This is a genomic window from Sinorhizobium sp. 7-81 (assembly GCF_030124405.1).
Classification (GTDB): domain Bacteria; phylum Pseudomonadota; class Alphaproteobacteria; order Rhizobiales; family Rhizobiaceae; genus Sinorhizobium; species Sinorhizobium psoraleae.
Genome location: NZ_JASKLT010000056.1, coordinates 1 through 1990 on the forward strand (window position 1 = coordinate 1; position 1990 = coordinate 1990).

Below are 1990 nucleotides of genomic sequence, written 5' to 3' on the forward strand. Positions count from 1 at the left end.
CAGCAGCAGACAAACATGAGCTTGGACAACACCTCACCCTCCGGTAGATCGCGACCCGAAGAGTTGGTTCCCTCGCGCTACGCGGTGCAGGTCGGCGAGATTGAAGTGCTGGTAATCAGCGACGGGGTGCTGCCGCTCCCAACCCAGATGTTGGGACACAACGCCGACCCGGCCGCCCGGGCGGCCTGGCTGAAGGACATGTTCCTGCCGCAGGATGCCTTCGACTGGGCGCTGAATGTGGTCGTGGTGCGGAGCGGCGACCAGACCATACTCATCGACGCTGGGCTAGGACTGGATCCGGACCTGAACTTGCCGCGGGCCGGGCAGTTGATCAAGCGACTGGAGGCCGCCGGCATCGACCTTGCATCGGTGACCGACGTGGTGCTTACCCACATGCACATGGATCACGTCGGCGGGCTGCTCGTCGAGGGGGTAAAGGAGCAGCTGCGTCCGGACCTGCGGATCCACGTGGCCGCCGCCGAGGTCAAGTTCTGGGAGTCGCCCGATTTCTCCCACGTCTCCATGCCGCCGGGCTTCCCGGACGCGCTTCGCGCGACCGCCAAGCGCTTCGCGGAAGAGTACCGCAGCCAACTGCGGCTGTTCGACGAGGAATACGAAGTGGCACCGGGCGTGGTCGTCTCTCGTACCGGCGGCCACACCCCCGGGCACAGCGTGGTCCGCGTGGCGTCCGGCGGCGACCGGCTGATGTTCGCCGGCGACGCCGTATTCGCGGTCGGGTTCGAACACCCCGACTGGCACAACGGTTTCGAACACGACCCCGAGGAGGCGGCGCGCGTTCGGGTCCGTCTCTTGCGCGAGCTGGCGGAGACCGGCGGACAGCTGGTCGCCACTCACCTGCCGTTCCCGTCCGTCGGCCGGGTGGCGGTCGACGGCGACGACTTTCGTTGGGTCGCGGCCTTCTGGGACTACTGACCTCTTGTTGGGTCAGGGCCGAACTGGGTGCGTATCCTTCCAGTTCGGCCGACAAGGTCGATGGCCTTGAGAGGACCGGCCCGAGCTAAGACCGCGCAACCACCTACTGGAAACGAATGGACAATGCGGCGCGCCGAGCGCCCGCGAATGGAGAAGCTCATGAAAATCGTCATCATCGGCGGAACCGGCCTGATCGGTTCAAAGACAGCCGACCGCCTTCGCAAGCAAGGCCATGAAGTCATTGCCGCCGCTCCGAACACCGGCGTCAACACGATCACCGGCGAAGGTCTCGCCGAGGCGCTCGCTGGCGCCTCTGTCGTTATCGATCTCGCAAACTCGCCGTCCTTCGAAGACAAGGCCGTGCTGGAATTCTTTGAGACGTCGGGCCGCAATCTGATGGCTGCGGAAAAGGCCGCGGGCGTAAAGCATCATATCGCGCTTTCCATCGTCGGCGTCGATCGGCTGCCCGACAGCGGCTACATGCGCGCCAAGGTGGCCCAGGAAAAGATCATCCGGGAATCCGGTGTTCCCTATACGATCGTCCACTCGACGCAGTTCATGGAATTCCTCAGCGGCATCGCCCAGTCCGGCACGATCGGCGACACGGTGCACCTGTCGCCAGCCTACGTCCAGCCCATCGCCTCGGACGATGTGGCCGACAACATGGCCGCCGTTGCGACGGTCGCGCCGATCAATGGCGTTGTGGAGATCTCGGGGCCGGAGCGTGTCCGGCTGAACGAGCTCGTCGCCCGCTACCTCAAAGCAATGGGCGACGCTCGCAAGGTCGAGGCAGATCCGGAGGCTCGCTACTTCGGCGCCAAACTGGAAGATGGCTCGCTCGTCTCCGACAACAATCCCCGCCTCGGCCGCATCACCTTCGAGCAGTGGTTCGCAACCGCGGCGCGGAAATGACCGATCCGGCGCGTCGCATGAGGCGGCGCACCTTCCGACCTCACGAAAGGAGTTTCGACATGATCAAGTCAATCTTTGCCGCCGTTGCCATGACGGCTCTCTTGTCCGCTGCCGCCGCTGCTCACGACGTCGGCGATAAGGATGC

At 64.7% G+C, this 1990-nt stretch carries 2 protein-coding genes; both read left to right on the forward strand.

Translation table 11 applies throughout. The annotated features are described in order from the left end of the window. A partial coding sequence (locus QN224_RS33420) for an MBL fold metallo-hydrolase (protein WP_283980153.1) occupies positions 1-933 on the forward strand: 933 nt, incomplete at its 5' end. A gap of 159 nt (positions 934-1092) precedes the next feature. Further along, on the forward strand, positions 1093-1845 hold the full coding sequence (locus tag QN224_RS33425) for an SDR family oxidoreductase (protein WP_283980154.1): 753 nt from the start codon (positions 1093-1095) through the stop codon (positions 1843-1845). Positions 1846-1990: the final 145 nt, after the last annotated feature.